The 16,178-nt window shown below is 66.4% G+C and carries 13 protein-coding genes; 4 read left to right on the forward strand and 9 right to left on the reverse strand.

The genetic code is table 11. From position 1 onward, the window contains the following. Window positions 1-303: 303 nt before the first annotated feature. Window positions 304-2,688 carry a glycoside hydrolase family 3 C-terminal domain-containing protein gene (locus ON19_RS34360; protein ID WP_043702665.1) on the reverse strand — a complete coding sequence of 795 codons (2,385 nt, stop codon included), beginning with the start codon at window positions 2,686-2,688 and terminating at the stop codon, window positions 304-306. Window positions 2,689-2,708: 20 nt separating this feature from the next. Continuing rightward, window positions 2,709-3,113: a hypothetical protein gene (locus ON19_RS42550; protein WP_157229997.1), complete on the reverse strand. Its 405-nt coding sequence runs from the start codon at window positions 3,111-3,113 to the stop codon at window positions 2,709-2,711. A 131-nt stretch (window positions 3,114-3,244) separates the two neighbouring features. Between ON19_RS42550 and ON19_RS39475 the strand changes: the two genes are divergently transcribed. Next, window positions 3,245-4,525, forward strand: coding sequence for an NsdA family TPR-like regulatory protein (locus tag ON19_RS39475; RefSeq protein ID WP_498043930.1), 1,281 nt, complete (start codon window positions 3,245-3,247; stop codon window positions 4,523-4,525). A gap of 62 nt (window positions 4,526-4,587) precedes the next feature. On the opposite strand, the gene ON19_RS34370 is transcribed toward ON19_RS39475, so the two are convergent. The 3 genes from ON19_RS34370 to ON19_RS34380 form a co-directional block, all read right to left on the reverse strand. Continuing rightward, a complete protein-coding gene (locus ON19_RS34370; protein ID WP_043702668.1) occupies window positions 4,588-5,250 on the reverse strand; it encodes a DUF305 domain-containing protein in 663 nt (220 codons plus the stop codon). Further along, the gene (locus ON19_RS34375; protein WP_043702671.1) at window positions 5,247-6,815 is read right to left on the reverse strand and encodes an LVIVD repeat-containing protein; all 1,569 of its coding nucleotides are present in this window, start codon (window positions 6,813-6,815) and stop codon (window positions 5,247-5,249) included. The genes ON19_RS34370 and ON19_RS34375 overlap by 4 nt, the downstream gene beginning before the upstream one ends. 183 nt (window positions 6,816-6,998) lie before the next feature. Then, window positions 6,999-7,205 (reverse strand): hypothetical protein, encoded by a 207-nt coding sequence (locus ON19_RS34380; RefSeq protein WP_043702674.1) that lies wholly within the window; start codon window positions 7,203-7,205, stop codon window positions 6,999-7,001. A gap of 366 nt (window positions 7,206-7,571) precedes the next feature. Here ON19_RS34380 and ON19_RS34385 point away from each other — a divergent pair, with 366 nt between their 5' ends. After that, window positions 7,572-8,450, forward strand: a complete 879-nt coding sequence (locus tag ON19_RS34385) for a hypothetical protein (RefSeq protein ID WP_043702677.1) — start codon at window positions 7,572-7,574, stop codon at window positions 8,448-8,450. 70 nt (window positions 8,451-8,520) lie between these two features. Here the strand turns inward: ON19_RS34385 and ON19_RS34390 are convergent, their stop codons facing one another. The 4 genes from ON19_RS34390 to ON19_RS34405 all read right to left on the reverse strand — a co-directional run bounded on the left by ON19_RS34390 (window position 8,521) and on the right by ON19_RS34405 (window position 12,533). Then, window positions 8,521-9,882 (reverse strand): diacylglycerol/lipid kinase family protein, encoded by a 1,362-nt coding sequence (locus tag ON19_RS34390; protein WP_043702680.1) that lies wholly within the window; start codon window positions 9,880-9,882, stop codon window positions 8,521-8,523. 3 nt (window positions 9,883-9,885) lie between these two features. Then, window positions 9,886-11,325: a DUF2252 domain-containing protein gene (locus ON19_RS34395; protein ID WP_043702683.1), complete on the reverse strand. Its 1,440-nt coding sequence runs from the start codon at window positions 11,323-11,325 to the stop codon at window positions 9,886-9,888. Between the two features lie 39 nt (window positions 11,326-11,364). Continuing rightward, entirely contained in the window at window positions 11,365-11,763 is a 399-nt protein-coding gene (locus ON19_RS34400) for a DUF7144 family membrane protein (protein WP_043702686.1), read from the reverse strand. A gap of 233 nt (window positions 11,764-11,996) precedes the next feature. Continuing rightward, window positions 11,997-12,533 carry a hypothetical protein gene (locus ON19_RS34405; RefSeq protein ID WP_043702689.1) on the reverse strand — a complete coding sequence of 179 codons (537 nt, stop codon included), beginning with the start codon at window positions 12,531-12,533 and terminating at the stop codon, window positions 11,997-11,999. Between the two features lie 335 nt (window positions 12,534-12,868). Here ON19_RS34405 and ON19_RS34410 point away from each other — a divergent pair, with 335 nt between their 5' ends. Together ON19_RS34410 and ON19_RS34415 are read left to right on the forward strand one after the other, a co-directional pair. Next, window positions 12,869-14,713 carry a glycoside hydrolase family 15 protein gene (locus ON19_RS34410; RefSeq protein WP_043702820.1) on the forward strand — a complete coding sequence of 615 codons (1,845 nt, stop codon included), beginning with the start codon at window positions 12,869-12,871 and terminating at the stop codon, window positions 14,711-14,713. Between the two features lie 27 nt (window positions 14,714-14,740). Beyond that, window positions 14,741-16,120, forward strand: coding sequence for an MFS transporter (locus ON19_RS34415; protein ID WP_255218450.1), 1,380 nt, complete (start codon window positions 14,741-14,743; stop codon window positions 16,118-16,120). The last annotated feature ends 58 nt before the right edge of the window (window positions 16,121-16,178 follow it).

Here is a 16,178-nt window from a genome sequence, read left to right on the forward strand (position 1 = left end):
CTCGGCGACGCCGACTGTCGCTCATATGCCATTCGCTATGCCGCGCATCGCAGTCGGCGGCTCTCGGGCCGCTGACAATTGACCGAGCCGATCGCGCTGACTGTCGGACTGCAACTGGGTCTCCTCGATACTGCGCTGTACTCACTGATAGTGGTAATGGCGCTTGCGACAACGGCAATGACCGGCGTTTTGATGACGCTGGTATATCCGCAGCGTCTGGCGCGGGCCGCCGCCGGTCCCCGGCCCGGCCAGGGTGCGGCCCGGGCCCTGATCCGCATGTGCCGGATTCGCGCGAGGACACAGTCAGTCGACGTATGCGGTGTGTGGAAGGTCGGTGACCGATGTTCCGACGTGAAGGGTGAAGGCGCCGGGTTCGGTTGCCCAGCCGTTGTCGGTCCAGTGTTCGAAAGCTCGTTGTGGCAGGGTGATTTCGACGAGGCGGGAATCGCCGGGCTCGAGGTTCACGGTGGCGAATCCGGCAAGCCAGCGCACAGGGCGGTCGACCGAACTATCCGGGCGGGACAGGTAAGCCTGGACGACCTGTTTTCCCGCGCGATCGCCGGTATTGCGGACGGTGATCGTGGCGACGCGACCGGAGACGGTCAGATCGCTCGAAGACCATGTGGTGTAACCGAGCCCGTGCCCGAACGGATAGGCGGGTTCGGTGCCGGTGCGCAGCCACGCGCGATAGCCGATGTGCATGCCCTCCGCATAGTCGAGGGTGCCGTTGTCCGGGGTTGTGCCGAGGACCGGCACGTCCGTGATGGTCTTCGGCCAAGTCGTCGGCAACCGGCCACCCGGCTCGGCGGCGCCGGTGAGGACATCGGCCAGCGCGGCGCCGAATTCTTGGCCGGGGAACCAGGACAGCAGCACTGCGGCGACGTAATCGCGCCACGGCATTTCCACGGGTGCACCGGAGTTGACCACCACGACGGTGCGCGGATTGACGGCGGCGACCGCGGTGACGAGTTCGTCTTGTCGGCCCGGCAGTCGCAGTGAGGTGCGGTCCACGCCCTCGCTCTCGATCCGTTCCGTGGTGCCTACCACGACAACTGCCGCTTCGGCATTGCGTGCCAATTCGACTGCGGCCGCGAACTCTTCGTCTTCTGGCCGTCGCGGGCGGGTGATACCCAGAGTTATGCCGAGGACGATTCCGAGACCGGGCACGGCCTCCTGGACATCGACGGCCACGCGTACGTCGACTTCCTGGCCGACCGCGAGCGTCCGGGTCACATAGCGCTGCGGCGGGTTCAGTAGTGCCGCGGCCGGATCGCCTGAGCCGAGGACGACGTCGTCTTCGAGTGCAGTGGCCCCGTCGACATCCAACCGCACATGGCCGATGCCGCCGAAGCCGATCTGCCAGTCGCCTGCGGTGTCGGCCCGCAGCCGTGCGCGTAACTGGATCCGCGATGCTCGATCGGCCACCGGGTCGCCGAGTAGGACCAGACTGGCCGTTGTGCGGTGCTGGGTGGCGATTTCGGTCGTACCGGCGAAGTACCGCACACTCAGTCCGGGCGTACCGGTCTCGGGGTCGGTGATCAGCTCGAGCGGGGCCGGAATCAAGCCCTCGGCCAAGCGGACGCCCGGTGTGTGAGTGACGGGCAGAACGGCCTCCAGTCCGGCGAGTGGAGTGGTGGTGTGGCCCGGGAGCACCGTGGCGCTGCCGCCGCCCAAGAATCGAGGTTCGGCTGCCGACGGGCCGAGTACCGCGATCTTCGTGCCGTCGCCCAAGGGGAGCGTTCCGTCGTTGCGCACCAGCACCATTGCCTGTGCGGCGACGTGGCGAACCAGATCCTGCGCCTGAGCGTCGGTGAAATCGGGTGTCGGCTGTGGGGGTCCGTCCAGGGCGCCCACTCGGGTAGCGAATCGCAGGACGCGCCGCACCTTGTCGTCGATCGCTTCTTCGGAGATCTCGCCGGACCGGACCGCCTTGGTCAACGGCTCACCCCACAGCATCGGCGGACCGGGCATGCAGAGATCGGTTCCGCGTGCCGCACCCGCGATGCTTCGGACGGCGCCCCAGTCCGAGACCACGACGCCATCGAAGCCCCACGAGCCTTTGAGCGGTTCGTCCAGCAGCGTGTTCTCGGTCATGGTGACGCCGTTGACCGAATTGTAGGAATTCATGACCATCCAGGCTCCGGCCTCGACAGATCGTTCGAACGGGTACAGGTAGAGCTCGCGCAACGTACGGTCGGCGACGCGGACATCGACTGTGAACCGGTCGGTCTCCGAGTCGTTGGCTACATAATGTTTCGGGCATGCGCTCACCCCGTGCGCCTGCACTGCTCGTACGTAGGCTGCGGCCATCTCGGCGGTGAGCAGCGGGTCCTCGGAGAAACATTCGAAGTGTCGGCCACCCAGCGGTGAGCGGTGCAGGTTGATGGTCGGACCGAGCACCGCGTATACGTCTTTGCGTCGCGCCTCGGCGGCGATCAGCGCGCCGATCTCGCTGAGCAATTCCGGATTCCAGGTCGCCGCTATCGCCGTGCCCGACGGCAGACTCACCGACGGATCCCTCTCGTCCCAGTTCTCGCCGCGTACTCCCGACGGCCCGTCCGAGATCGGCATCTCCGCGAGCCCGATGGCGGGATCCCCGGCCAGCCGGAACAGACCTGCTCCGGATATCAATCGCAGCTTGCCCTGCAGGTCGAGCTTTGCCAGCAGTTCCTCGATGCGGTCGTCCATGTGCGACACCTTTCGTCGGTTCAGTCGGTGATGTTGCCGGCTTGATCGGCCCAGTTCGCGGTGTTGTGCAGGAGTTCGCCGGTCTCCGCGACGAATGCGCTGTGCGCGAAGGGATCGCCCCGCAGCCGATCCATGAACCACGCGGTGAGATAGCAGAGGTAGCCGTCGACTCCGGCAGTGCACGTGGCGTTCGAGCATCCGGGCCGGCCTTGGATGTCGTTGTGGTCGGCGCCGGTTCGCGCCGCAACTGTCCACGGCCCCTGCTGGTAGTAGGTGGCCTCGACTGCTCCCGCCGGTTGGTGGCTAGGTGCAGCCTGGGCCTGCGATGTGGCCACTATCGCCGCGGCAGACACCGCGAGTACCGCCGTGGCGGCGGGAAGACAGCGTCGCCGCCACGGCGGGGATCTGAAAAGTCGGTCACTCACGAGTGTCGACGATATGGCTGCCGAACCGTCCGGAGGCCCGACCGCATCGCTCTGCAGACTGTTGCAGACGGGCACGCCTGCCTTTCGCGGGGGACGTATCCTGACGCGATGTTCGCTCCGATAGGCATCTGTTGGCGCGCCGCGAGGCGGGGCGCATGACAGAGATCGGGCGTGCGCTGCGCGCGGCACGCACGGCGGCGGGCATCAGCCTGCAAGGGATGGCCGCACGTACGAATTATTCGAAGCCGTATCTCGGGCAGTTGGAAACCGGAGTGCGGGTGGTCCGGAAAGAGCATGTGGCCGCTTACGAGGCGGCGCTCGGCACCTGGTTGGGGCCGCTGCACGAGCAGATGCCGGTGGCCACGGCCGATGCGATGCACGATGGCGATCTGCCTGCCGAGTTGGCGCCGCTTCTGCTGCCTGCCGCCGGTCTCGCCGACGGCGACAACACCGGATTCACACCGACCGAAATGGATGCGGCCGAAAAGTTGGCGATCTGGGCGCGGGCGCGTCAATGGCACGATTCGACGCCGCCGATCCGAATCGTAACCGGCTGGCTGGAGGCGAACCTTTCTCGGTTGCAAGGGCTCTCACCTGGCAGCCCGAGGGCCCGGCGTGCGCTGCGGGTAGGTGCGGAACTCGCCGACATCGCGGCCGCGATGTACTGGGACGCCGAGGACAACGACTCGGCTCGCCGTTTCTACGTCCGCGCCGCGCGCCTGGCATACACCGCCGGTGACTCGAGGCTGGTGTCCGCGATCCTGGTCGGGTTGACCTGGCAGTGCCTGGACCGTGGTCGGCCGCAGGACGGCCTGGAGGTTGCGCAACTGGCGCAGTATGTTGCCCGGCGATCGGCGACCTCGCGGCTGCGCGCGACCCTGGCCGATCTCGAAGCCTGCGCGTACGGCATCCTCGGTGATCAATCGGCGTTCCAGCGGACGCTCGCCTATGCCGCGGAATGCCGCCTGGAGGCCGCCGACAGCGACGAGACGGTCTCCGCCGCCGACCGAAGCCTGACCGCGGCGAAGATGGGCAGCATTATCGGACCGCGCCGCCACTGGCCGGGCCCCGGCAGGCAATCGCTGGTGCTCGGTGCCAATTATCGCCTCCTGGCCAGGACCCGTCCACAACTGGCTCGCGCGGCGTTCGGTGCCGATCGGATCGAGGTGCCCGACGATATCGTCGACCCCGCTATCGCGCTGACTTCAGCGGCTCGGCTGCAGTTGATGCTGGGCGAACCGGACCGAGCCGCCGATCTGGTCCATACGGCGCTCCCGTTGTGCGGACCCGCGGCCGTCGGCCGCGTGGCCGCCCGACTGCGCGATTTTCATCACGAATCGTCCGAATTCGACGAGGTTTCCGAAATCCACGCGGTTCGGACCGCCATCGACGATGTCACCGCTGACCGGTGAGTTATGAGATCGTCGGCATCACCCGTGGTTGCCTACCTTGGAAACCGCACGAACCGATCCCGCTATCCGGGTGCCTGTGCGCTGTGCTGGGTGAGAAGTAATCCGATGATGCCCGCTTCCTGGCTTTGTGTGCTGATCATGTCCCTGGCGATGTATTTGACCGGGCCACTGGCGAGCTGTTCGTCGATTGCCTGGGCCATGGCGATACCGCCGTAGTGGTGGTTTCGCATCAATTGCAGGAATAGAGTTTCCGCGTCACGGCCATGCGCTGCGGAGAGCGCATCGAGTTCGGCCATGGTGGCCATTCCCGGCATGGGGGTGGCTGGGTTCGTGGTCGGGGTCCGAGCCGGGTGGTGGCGGCCCGATTCCACGGGGTGATCGGAGTCGTGCATCCAGGCCATGGGGTGGGGGTTGGTGGGCGTGACCTGGGCCAGTCGCAGCCAGCCGAGCATCGTGCCGATCTCCAGGCGTTGGGTGTCGGCGATCTGCTGGGCGAGCCTCAGCACGGTGGGGTCGACGTCGAGGCCGAGGCGTTGGACCATGATCAGCGCCTGCTGATGATGGGCGGTCATGTCCTGCACGAACGCGATCTCGGTCGCATTCAGCACCGGGGTGGGGGGTGAGTCGTCCGGAACGACGAGCGGACGGATCGCCGCACCGAGCACAACCAGAAGCAGGGCCAGTGAACCGAGCGCGGCGGTGGTGATCCAGCGGCGCCGTGTCACGAGCCGACCGTCGAACGCTGATCGACCGGGGGAACGTAGACGCCGGGCGCCAGTTGCAGGGTCGAGAACCCGTTGTCGGCGCAGGTGGTCCAGAGTTGGGTGCCGTGCCATTCTGGAGCGGACATGCACCAGTCGCTGGACAGGTCGCCGAATGCGACATTGCCGGTGCGAGTGCTCGCTGCTGTGGCCGGATCGAAGATGCCCTGATCCAGTGCCTGCATCACCGACTGCGCACTGAGCAGGGGGACACCGACGATCGATGCCAGTGCGTGCGGTGAGTTCCACAGTTCGGTGTTGTGCCCGGTTTTCGCCGGCGGGTTGTAGTAGGCGATCTCTCGAACATGGAACGGATCGCGCACGTCGAAGACCCGGACACCGGAGGAGATCCAGCCGCAGGCCAGCGCTGTCGGGTTCGAGGGGCGGTCGGCCGCGCAGTAGTGCGCATCGTAGGCGAACAGGGAGCCGCCCATGCTGGAAGCGAGCGCGCTGTCGCGATGTTCGGACAGGTTGATCTCCAGCTTGATCGAGTTGACCACGCGCGGTCGGGTGTCGTCGGAGATATCGATGACTTTGACTCCGCCGGAACCTGCCTCGTCAGCGACGAATAGGTAAGGGGTACCGCCGTAGGTGACGGGTATCGCCTGCTGTGTTGCCCAGCCGTCGGTCCACGTCAGCTCGGCGACCACCGGAACCTGCGGGTCCGGGTCACGGCGCTGGACAGCGCTCGTATCGAGGATGGTCAGGCCGCCCAGGTTGTTCGCAAGGTACATGCGATTGCCGTCGGAACGCAGGCCCATCCCATGCATCGATGTACCCGGCATGCCCTGCCAGATGACGCGCGGATCGGCCGGGTCGGTCAGGTCGACAGCGCTGACGATGCCGGGGAGGACGCCGGAGGCCCAGTAGGTGTTGCCATCAGGGGAGAACCCGCCCTCGTGTGCGGTGATCGGGACCGGTAACGCCAGGTCGGTGCCCGGTCCCGCGTTGTGCAGGCGTGGGTGCGCGCAGTCGGAGACGTCGTAGACCGAGATCAGCCCGGCGCCTGTGAAGGCTGGAGCCCCGGTGCCCACCAACAATTTCCGAGCGGAATTGACCTTGAGGCTCTCCCAGGTTCCGGCCAGCATCGCCGGTTCGGTGAGCGTTGCTGTCAGGACCGGATTCGCCGGGTCGGACACGTCGATGACCTGCACGCCGATCGCCGGTCCGAGCAGATTGCCGGGGAAGAAGCTGCCCAGGTAGACACAGTGCTCGAAGCTCGTGGAAGTGATGCCACCGCCCCGGCCCGCGTAGCCGCCCAGGCGGGTGATGTTGCAGCGGTAGCCCTGGGTGCTGCGTCCGCTGTCGCGGTCTGCCGCCGGCACGTCACCCTGCAGACCCGTCTCGGGCATGGAATCGCTCCCGCAATCGGCGCGGCCGACGGCGTTGTTCGCGACACCGAGCACTTCCTGCACGGAACCGCTGCCGCCTTCAGGTGGTTGGGCTGCGCCGATCCCGACCGGTAGCAGTGCCGCGGCCGCGGCGATGGCAAGTAACCGCCGTGCGCGGCTGATCGGAAAAGCTCTCATGTTCCGCCCTCGCCGGGGAGGGCACCTTTCTCTTGGAATTCGGCAAGACTGCGGGACCGCAGCAGCCACCACGTGGACTGCGGAGTTCGGTCACACACGAGCGTCGACGATAGAGCCGCCGTACCGTCCGGAGAGCCGACCGAACCGTTCTGCAGACTGTTGCAGACGGGCACGCCGGTCGCGCTATCCCTTCCGAGTCGGCGTCGTCGCGAGGGTGACCAGGGCGTCGGCTGTCTGGCGGCAGAATCGCTCGCCGTCCTCGCTGCCGCGGGTCAGTGCGCGGATCAGGATCGCGCCGCGTCGGAACTCGAAAATCAGGTCGGGATCGCAGTCTGGGGTGGCATGTCCCGCCCGGCAGACCTCGCGTGGATGCTTTCCTGGACTGGGCATGCTCGGAATTCGAAGGTCGAGAACGCCTACCGGGGACGCCCAGCCGCGAAGAAACCATCGAGTACTACCAACAGCGCAGCGGCATGACGGTACGCAACCTGCGCTACAACGAATCGAGGAGTTCGACACTTCCGCAGCCCCTGCCTTCATGGGTCCGCGCGCATACGTAGATCCACGCTGCCGACACAGTGATCCTCACCCAGGTGCACCCGCTTGGGGGGTCGTTTCCCAGTCGATCGGTATGCCGGCAAAATCCAGCCGGGCTTTGCCAACGCAATTGATATAAGTCGACATCGTTGCCCAGATGACGGCGTAGCGTAAATCCGATCATTCCCGGCCGAACGAGCAGAAGGACACTGAAGTGCGGTGCGGTCCGTGAAGTTGTCTGTGGCGTTGGCCCGAGAGGTATCGCTCGCGCGAACACACGCCGCGACCGGCTGGCTGCGAGGAACTCCGTACGGTCGCACGCTGCGCCGCGTGATCGAGGGACTCGCGGAGATCCAGATCGTGGATCGGTCGCTGGCGCTTGCCGCGCAGATCTTCACCTCCGTGCTGCCGGTGATCATTGCCGCGTCCGTTTTCAGCGGCTGGCATGGGGCGGCGAACACCATCAAGGACCAGTTCGGCTTCGATTCCGAATCGCTGGACGTCGGCGGGGGATACACCTTGACCGATCCGTCGGCAGCCGCCTTCGGTGTGGTCGGACTTCTGATGGTCCTGCTCGGCGGCACGTCGTTCGCGCGGGCGCTCGCGCGCGTCTACGAGGCGGTCTGGAAGGTGCCCGTGATCGGTCCGCGCGACGCGTGGCGGTGGCTGGCCGCGCTGCTCGCCGTCGCTTTGGCCGCAGGGCTGGTGGGGCAGACACGCGAATTCACTCAGATCCGGTACATAGGTCGGCCGCTGGCCCTGCTGAGCGAGGGAGCCATCTGGGCGTTCGTCTGGATGCTCGCCCCCTTCCTTCTCACCAAGGGAGCGCTGACCGGGCGTCTGCTGTGGGTGTCCGGCGTGCTCACCGCGGTCGGTTTGACCGCGGTACACCTGGTAGGCCGCGTCGTCTTGCCTCGCGTCACAGCGAACGCGAAGGAGCACTTCGGCCCGCTGGGGCTGGCGTTCACCTCGGTCAGTTGGCTTTTCCTCATGTCGGTCGTGATCGTAGGGGCGGCATCGGTTGTGAAGGGGCTGGCGCTGGACGAGACCCCTCTCGGTCGCTACCTTCGGGGCCCGAACGGCGACGACCGCGAATGACGCTGTGGCTCCAGCAATTCCGCGCCGACCGGACGCGAGCCCCCACGCCGGCGGCGGCTGATCGGAGAGATCAGGAACCGTGGCCGAGCCGGGGAGAACTACCGTTGTGGTGCCACGCCAGTGTGCGGAGGCGAACCCAATCGACGGTGGGTTCGGCGGGACGGACCCCTGGACGGTTGCGTGGAACCCGGACCCGCAGGGCGGCGGGCTCGATCGTGCAGCGCACCGGGGTGGAGAGCAGGAGCGACTCACCGTCGACACCGACCGGGGCGTCCGGTCCGTCGGCGTCGATGACCGCCTCGACCGTCGTGTGCTGCGCCAGTCCGCGAACGTTGGCGCGACGCAGGAGGCCGACCGCCTGGCGCGTGCTCGCGACCGACACCGTCACGACACCGAGGACGCCGCGGTCGAGCCGGTCCCGGCGGCTGAGGCCCGCGAGGTCACTACTGCCGTAGGGGTTGTTGCTCACCAGGACTGCCTGGGGGTTTCGCACGATGACGTCGTCGCCGATCCATACGACGAGTTGCGAACCCGAGTGCCCGGCGAGCAAGTCGGGGAGCAGCTGCAGTGTCGTCCCGGCCTTGTCCTCTCGGTAAGCGGGGCTGCGCACGACCTCGGCGTAGACGCCGAAGGAGGCGTTGTTCACGAACGGGCGGCCGTTGATCCAGCCGAGGTCGACGGCTAGGTCGACGCCGTCGCGCAAGGCGTCGAGCGACCGGCTGGGGTCGGCGCGGTCGAGGCCGAGATCCATCGCGAAGTGGTTCCGTGTCCCGGCGCTGATCACCAGGAACGGCAGATCGTTCTGGGCCGCGACCGCCGCCACGAGGGCCTGCGTCCCGTCCCCGCCGGCCACACCGAGCAAATCGGCGCCTCGTTCGACCGCCTGCCGGGCCAGGGCAGTGACATCGACCATGCCCGGCCCCTCGAGCAGGACGACTTCGGCGCCCAGTTCCTCCGCCTTTCGCCGCAGGTCGAATTTGGCGACCTTGCCGCCGCCCGAGTGCGGGTTCATGATCAGGACCGGGTGCCGGGCCGGCGTAGCCGGGACCTCCGGCATGGCGATGTCCAAGGGTCTTCCGCGCAGAGCGGCGCGCGCGCAGAGCACCGCGAGGAACGCTGCGACGTAGGACACGACCACCTCTGCCAGCAACTGCGCACGAATGAACAGGACCAGCACGACGATCGGCGCGAGCACCGCGATGCCCAGTGAAACCCAGCGCAGCGGGCCGCGACTGCTGAGGAACCAATACAGCGCGGCGACGGTGACGACGACGCCGCCGACCCCGACGCAGAGCACACCTACGGTGCTCAGGATTCCCGCGGACACAACAGGTACCGCCGCGGCGAGGAACGCCAGCACGAACGCAGCCCGTGCCCACCAGCGCTGCGATCGGGTGGCTGTGTCGGAGGAGGAGGGTCGGTTGTCGGTCATCGGTTACACCCCGAGCCGGGCAGTGACTATGCCATCGTCGATCGCCTTGCGTAGCGCGGCGTGGTCACGTGCGTTCTGGTCGGCGTAGTCCTCGGCGAACGTGGACATCGCTTCATCGAAGTCATCGTCGGAATCGAGGTAACTCGCGATGGCGAACCGGTCGCCTGCGCGGGCGTGCGCGTGGGCGAGCACGCGTGCGCACAGGCGGCCGTAACGGGCCAGCAGGTCGGGGGACATGGTTTCGACGACGGCGGATCCTTTACCGTCGCGGAGCTGGCGGACATAGAAATCCCGCACCACTCCGTCGGTGTCGACGCCTTGCTGCCAGCCCAGGAAGATGTCACCGGCGGCCTGCATCAGCCGCTGACCGGTCACGACGCGCTCGCCCTGGTCGGTGCAGGTCGGGCCGTCGAGGTATGCCGCGAGTACCGACGGTTGCGCTTCCTTGGCCTGCAGGAACAGCGGGTCGTCGCTCGGCCCGCGCAGGAGGATGATCCAGGCTCGGGTGCCCACGCTGCCCACACCGACGACCTTCCGTGCCGCCTGGACGTACTCGAACCGATCGAACAGGGCCCGCCAGTTGGGTTGCAGCGTGTCGCGGTAGTGACGGAGCCGTTCGATGAGTGCCCGGTCCAGCTGCTCGGCGTCGGCGTCGGCGAAGATCTCCTCGATCGGGACGATCAGCGGCGGCATGCTCACAATCCTCGGCCGCCCGTCCACGACAGTGGTCAGCTTTGCCAGCGCCTGGACGCTGTCTCTGCCCCATGATTTATCGATCGTCTTCTGGATGCGTTTTCTGGTCGAGGAATCGAGGACCTCGCGCAGCTCGTCCATCTGGGTCGCGGCGTCGATGTGGGAGTACCAGACCGCCAGCTCTCCGTGTCCGGCTTGGCAAGTCATCGTTTCGCGGTATTCGGCGGCGCAGGCGCGGATGCTTCTCCCGCGTTGTTTGCCACTGTGGTCGTTGTCGCGTCCGGCGACAGCGAGGCTCGCGACGAGTCGTTTGACATCCCATTCGAACGGGCCGGGATAGGTTTCGTCGAAGTCGTTGAGGTCGAAGGCGAGTTTGCGTTCCGGTGTCGCGAAAAGCCCGAAGTTGCTCAGGTGCGCGTCGCCGCACAGCTGGGTGCACAGACCGGTGGTCGGGGCGTGTGACAAATCGTCGGCCATAACCAGGGCGGCGCCGCGGTAGAAGGCGAACGGCGAAGCGACCATTCGCCCGTACCGCACCGGGACGAGTTCCGGAATCCTGGTCGCCGCCTGCGTTTCGAGCAGACCGACCGGGTCGCGGTCGCGAATGGCATCGTGCTCGGCTACAGCGCCGTACGGCGTTCGGCGCCGTGCCGTCTCGCCGTATTCGATGCGGTCGGCCCGTGTCCGTTCGCCGGCCACGTCAGCGCGCCCGGCGGGCCGCACAACGGAGGAATCGTTTTGCGCTGTCATCACTTCTGCACCGCATCGATTCGCACAGAGGAAACTCGACTAAACGCGTTCGGGTTTCCACGTCGCGACCGCCCAGATCACAACGATGTCGAGTGCGATGATCAGTACCGACCACCAGGGGTAGTACGGCAACCACAGGAAGTTGGCCAGAATCGAGAGTGCGGCGATAACGATCGCGGAGACGCGGGCCCAGCCTGCTCCGGTGAACAACGCGAAGCCGATCAGCATGATCAGCGCGCCGAGCACGATGTGAATCCAACCCCAGGTCGTGAAGTCGAACTTATATACATACTCGACACCCGTTATGAAGACCTCGTCTTCGGCCACCGCGGAGATCCCCTGGAACAACTGGAGAAGACCCACGGTGACGAGGATGATCGCGGCCCCTATCGAGGTTCCTGCCGCGACGCCCTGTTTTACCGACGAATTCTCGGACATAATCGCTCCTATCCTCGACCGATCAGATACCGACAATTCTCCGCCGAAAGTACTCGCCGGTGTGCTGGATCACGGAACTGCCGGTACCACCTGCAATAGGCTGGGCCGGCCACACCGCCGAACCGGGAGTGCCCGAGGCCGGACGCGCCGGGCGCAGCACACCATGCCGACCCACACCATGCCGACCCACTGCGGTGGGTCGACGGGCGCGTGGAGCACGTCACCCGGACGTATCAGTGGGTGAGGATCACCTTGATTCCGACGACGGTGGCGGCCGCGCAGACCAGCAGCACCGCTCCGAGCAGCGTCCAACGATTGGGTCGCTCACCGTGGAGTCGCGCGACGACGAAGACGATTCCGCCGATCCGCACCAGCATGGCCGCCTCCGCGAGCAGCTGCGCGGTGCGCGGATCGATCCACCCGATCGCCGCGGCCGCGAGGATCGCGCAGGGCAGCACCGCCGAGCTGAGGATGGGTAGGGAGTCACGCAGGTCCGCCCACCGCTCCTGTGGAGAGAGTGCATGGCTCTGGCGCACCGATTGACCGATACCTTCGGCGAAGGCATGCGCGATGAACGTGGAGAGGGCGGTGCCGAGGACGACCCAGATGCCGACGTACTCGGCGGACGGGTTGACCGGTATGAGCGCGGCAAGGATCAGGACGTTGCCGTAGATGTACGCGCTGATCCGGCTGGCCGCGTTTCGGCGGTCGAGCGGAACGTTCCGGGAAAACAGGGGCCCGTGCAAGAGCGCTTGTCTGCTGCGTTCCATCAGTCCTCACAGTGTTCGTCGCGCGCCACCGGTCTCATCATGGATGGATTCGAGGGTTGTCGAGTAGTAGCTGATCCGGCCGGTAGTCGAGTGAGGTTCGATGCCGCCACATCGAAAGTTCGATCGAGATGCGGTTTCCGGGGCTGTCGAGGATGCCAGTCCGATCGCCACAGGTTTGCCATCTTGAGCAGATCTACTTCGTCAGTCTTCTCCCGTTCGCCGACGGCGCGGCGCACACTGGGGAGGACAGTGCTTCCGGAGAGGAGGTGCAGGCGCTTGGATGGGCCGGTTCGGCCATCCGGTCATGCCCGATTCCCGGTATGAAGGAGCAACTTGTGAACGCCTACCCATCGATCGCCGAGCACGGCATCGTCGGCGATCTGCAGACTACGGCATTGGTCTCGTCTGCGGGCACGATCGACTGGTGGTGCACACCACGGTTCGATTCACCCAGCCTCTTCGCGTCGCTACTGGACAGCGAGCGGGGCGGACATTGTCGCCTGGCCGCCGATGTCACGACGGAAGATATGGCTGTCCGCCAGCTGTATATGCCGGACACAGCCATCCTCGTCACTCGGTTCATGGCGCCCGAAGGGGTCGGGGAAGTCGCCGACTTCATGGAGCCGATCCGCGATTCCGCGCCCACCGACCGGCATCGACTGGTGCGCGTGGCCCGGGTGGTCCGGGGGAGCCTGTCGCTCACGCTCGATTGCCGCCCACGATTCGACTACGGACGCGCCACGCACACTCTGGAACGGCTCGGCGACCGAGCTGCGGTCTTCCACGGTCCCGGCACGGATCTGCATCTGCAGACCACCGACCCGGTGTTGCTGCATGCCGAGGACGGAGACATCACGGCCCGCTTCACGCTCTCCGAAGGGGAGACCGCCGTGATCGCGTTGACCAGCATGGCGAGCGACGGCCCGGCACCGGCACATCCGTCGCGGGAGGATGTCGCCACCGCTTTCGAACAGTGTCGCGGTTTCTGGCAGTCCTGGCTGCGTTCGTCCACCTACCGCGGCCGGTGGCGGGACATGGTCAACCGTTCGGCGATCACGCTGAAACTGCTCACCTATGCACCCAGCGGAGCGCCGATCGCCGCTGCCACGATGGGCCTGCCGGAACAAATCGGCGGTGAGCGCAACTGGGACTACCGCTACACCTGGATCCGGGATGCCTCGTTGTCGGTCCGGGCGTTGATCGATCTCGGCTTCACCGACGAGGCATTGGCTTTCCGGCGCTGGCTGCGTGACCGCCTCGACGCCCATGACACGGCCTCCGGCGAACCGCTGCAGATCATGTACCGGATCGACGGTGATCCACATTTGGACGAGGAGGTACTCGACCATCTGGAGGGCTATCGCGGTTCCGCACCGGTGCGGGTCGGGAACGCAGCGGCCGATCAGATCCAACTCGATATCTATGGTGAGGCCGCCGATGCCCTGGCCCAATCGTCGGATATGGGCGGCATCTGGGGTTGGCGGTCCTTCGCGAACCTGACCGACTGGCTGGCCGAACACTGGGACCGGCCGGACGAGGGGATCTGGGAAACGCGCGGCGGCCAGCAGGAATTCACCTATAGCCGACTGATGACGTGGGTCGCGTTCGATCGCGGTATTCGATTGGCCACGGAGTACTCCCGGCCCGCTGATGTGGCCCGCTGGACGCAGGCGCGGGACGCGGTGTTCGCCCAGATCGTCGAACGCGGCTGGAGTGCGAAACGACAGGCGTTCGTGCAGCACTACGCCACCGATGTGCTGGATGCGTCGCTGCTGCTGATGCCGCGCATGGGATTTCTGTCCCCAAAGGATGCGGCGTGGCTGAGCACCCTGGATGCCATGGACGACGAGCTGGTCCGTGACAGCCTGGTCTACCGCTACGATCCCGAGGCATCCCCGGACGGTCTGCGCGGCGTCGAAGGCACCTTCAACCTGTGCAGCTTCCTGTACGTCGAGGCGCTCGCCCGTGCGGGCCGGGTGACCCAAGCCCGCTACGCCTTCGACAAGATGCTCACCTACGCCAATCACGTCGGGCTCTTCGCCGAGGAGATCGGCCCCTCCGGTGAGCAACTGGGCAACTTCCCTCAGGCATTCACCCACCTGGCCCTGGTCGCGGCCGCCATGGCCCTCGACGAGCAACTCGACCGCGCCGAGGCCCAGCCGACGGCGACGACAGGATAGGTCGACAGCCGGATGGCCGGTACCGGTGTGTCCAGCCCACCCCGCGGTGCGCTCGTCCCGCTGGCGCTCGCGCAGTTCATCTGTAGCTTCGCCGGTTCGAACATGAACGTGATGATCAACGACATCAGCGCCGACCTGAACACCACCCCGCAGGGCGTGCAGATCGCCATAACGATCTTCCTACTGGTCATGGCCGCGCTGATGATTCCCGGCGGCAAGCTCACCGACCGCTACGGCCGCAAACGGTGTTTCGAGCTGGGTCTGATGATCTATGGTGTCGGCGCCGTATTGAGCGCCCTCGCGCCCGGCCTCGGTGTGCTGATCCTGGGCAACTCGATCCTCGAGGGTATCGGCACCGCGATGCTGATTCCGCCCGTCTACATTCTCACAACCCTGTTGTTCACCGAAACAACTTCGCGGGCAAGGGCATTCGGCGCAATCATGGCGCTGGGAGGTATCGGTGCCGCAGCGGGACCACTGCTCGGCGGAGTCATCACCTCGACGCTCGGCTGGCGAGCCGCATTCGTGTTCCAAGCACTGGTGGTCGCGGTGATCGTGCTGCTCGGACGGCGCATCGTCGACCCGTTGCCACCGGACCCGACTCGGACCTTCGACGTGGGTGGCGCGATTCTCTCGGCGGCCGGACTGATCCTGCTCGTGACAGGCATTCTGGCCGCCGACGACAACGGCTGGCTCATGCTCGCCCTGCTCCTACTCGGCGCGGTGTTCCTGCTGTGCTTCTACCTCTACATTCGTGCCCGGGAGCGATCCGGCCGCGAGCCGCTCATCTCGACCAGCCTGTTCCGCAACCGCACTTCCAACCTGGGCCTGGTCACCGAGCACATCCAGTGGCTGCTGCTGATGGGAACGTCGTTCGTGGTGGCGGCGTATTTGCAGGTTGTGCGGGGATACAACGCGATCGAGACCGGCGTGATCTTCACTGCGGCCACCCTGGGACTGCTGGCGTCGTCTCTCGCGGCCGCGCGGCTGGCGCGACGGCGGGCCCAGCGCACCCTCATCATGGCGGGCTTTCTGGTGACCATCGCCGGCATCGGCGTGCTGCTCGCGCTGGCCGGCCGCTTCGTGAATCCCTGGGCGTTCGCGCCCGGATTGCTGCTGATCGGATTGGGGCTCGGCGTCATGCTGACCCCGGCGGTCAATGTCGTTCAGTCCAGCTTCGGCGAGGACCAGCAGGGCGAAATCTCCGGGCTGTCGCGCAGCGTGTCCAATCTCGGCTCCTCGCTCGGCACAGCCATCGCAGGCACCATCCTCGTCGCCGGGCTCTCCTCCCACGCCTACGCCGCCTCGATGATCGTTTTGGCTGTCATCGGTGCCGCCGGATTCCTCGCCGCAGCGTTGCTACCTCGGCAGGCAACTGCGGCTGCGGAGAGCCGTGGGGCCGGGTGAGGGCTTACTCCGTGCGCAAGCGCCGCCGCGCCTGACCGTCTGCGCCGATGCGGTCGCT

Origin of the sequence: Nocardia abscessus NBRC 100374 (assembly GCF_000308455.1) — a bacterium.
In the GTDB taxonomy this organism is placed as follows: Bacteria; Actinomycetota; Actinomycetes; order Mycobacteriales; family Mycobacteriaceae; genus Nocardia; species Nocardia abscessus.